At 59.6% G+C, this 1,580-nt stretch carries 1 protein-coding gene and 1 pseudogene; both read right to left on the bottom strand.

Annotated elements, in window-relative coordinates:
- The coding region (gene metG / locus EOA22_RS33080; RefSeq protein WP_127390578.1) for a methionine--tRNA ligase at nt 1-1,167 on the bottom strand (1,167 nt) is incomplete at its 3' end.
- Nucleotides 1,168-1,257: 90 nt separating this feature from the next.
- Nucleotides 1,258-1,580: pseudogene (locus tag EOA22_RS33075) on the bottom strand (DNA polymerase III subunit delta'); the annotation flags it as partial.

The following is a 1,580-nucleotide window of genomic DNA, read 5'->3' as shown; positions in this document are numbered from 1 at the left end:
ATCCAGGATCGCTCTGTCTGCATCCGTCAGCTCGCCGCGCTGCGGCACCACGCCGCCGCAGTTCTTGGCGATCATCGACAGCGAACGCTGCGCCAGGTTGCCGAGACCGTTGGCAAGATCGGCATTGGTGCGGTTGACGATCGCGTCATGGCTGTAGCTGCCATCGTTACCGAACGGCACCTCGCGCAGGAAGAAGTAGCGCACCTGGTCGAGACCGTAGTGCTCGACCATCGCGAATGGATCGACGACGTTGCCAACAGATTTCGACATCTTCTCGCCGCGGTTGAACAGGAAGCCATGCGCGAAGACGCGCTTTGGCAACTCGATGCCCGCCGACATCAGAAATGCCGGCCAATAGACCGCATGGAAGCGGACAATGTCCTTGCCGATGATGTGCGTGGCCGGCCAATAGTGCCATTGCTCGGCCTTTGTGTCGGGATAGCCGGCGGCGGTGATGTAGTTGGTCAAGGCGTCGACCCAGACATACATCACATGCTTGTCGTCGCCTGGCACCGGCACGCCCCATTTGAAGGTCGTGCGCGAGATCGACAGATCCTTCAGCCCCGACTTGACGAAGCTGAGCACCTCGTTGCGGCGCTCGGTCGGACCGACAAAGTCGGGCTGGCTCTCATAAAGCGCCAGCAATTTGTCCTGATAGGCGGAAAGCCGGAAGAAATAGCTTTCTTCCTCGTTCCATTCGACCGGCGACCCAAGCGGTTCGCGGCGCACGCCGTCGTCGCCGAGCGTCGTCTCGCTCTCGTCGAAATAGGCTTCCTGGCGCACCGAATACCAGCCGCTATAGCGGTCGAGATAGATGTCGCCATTGGCGGCCATCGCTTTCCAGATCGCCTGACAGGATTCGTAGTGGCGCGGTTCGGTCGTGCGAATGTATTGGTCATTCGAGCCGCCCATCGCCTCGGTCATTGCGCGGAAAATCGCCGAATTGCGGTCGGCCAGCGCCAGTGGCGTTATACCTTCCTTCTCGGCAGTTTGCTGCATCTTCAGGCCATGCTCGTCGGTGCCGGTCAGGAAGAAGACGTCCTTGCCGTCCAGGCGCTGGAAGCGTGCCAGGGCGTCGGTTGCAATGACCGTATAGGCGTGGCCGATATGCGGCTTGCCGTTCGGATAAAAGATCGGGGTGGTGATGTAGAATTTGTCGCGTGACATGAATGAACCGTCATGAATGTCTGAATGGAAAGGCGTGGCGGTGGATATCGTATCGAGGCAGCATTTGCCATCCCGATCCAGGAAACCCAGTCACATTCGCATTGCAGAATTCAGGCGGTCGATCATGATCAAGGCGTGCTGCTTCTTATCGAGATTGTAAGTATCGGTCTCAGATATAGCGTCCAGCGCCTCATGCCAAGTGTCCGACAGCGTTTTGGCTCGTGCGAGATCGCCAGCCAGTGCTGCCTGGCTTGCCGCGTCCGACAACAGGTCTAGCACCCGGCGGTTGAAGATATCGAACTGGATCGCCTGATCGCGGCCGGCCACGGCTTCGGCGAGGCGGAACGCGCCGCCGACATCGCTCTTTTTCCCGGTGACCAGAGCGTCGAGCGTCGAAGCGATCTCCAACCCGC

Source organism: Mesorhizobium sp. M7A.F.Ca.US.014.04.1.1 (assembly GCF_003998745.1).
GTDB classification, from domain to species: domain Bacteria; phylum Pseudomonadota; class Alphaproteobacteria; order Rhizobiales; family Rhizobiaceae; genus Mesorhizobium; species Mesorhizobium ciceri.
This window is presented reverse-complemented; position numbering and strand designations above follow the sequence as displayed.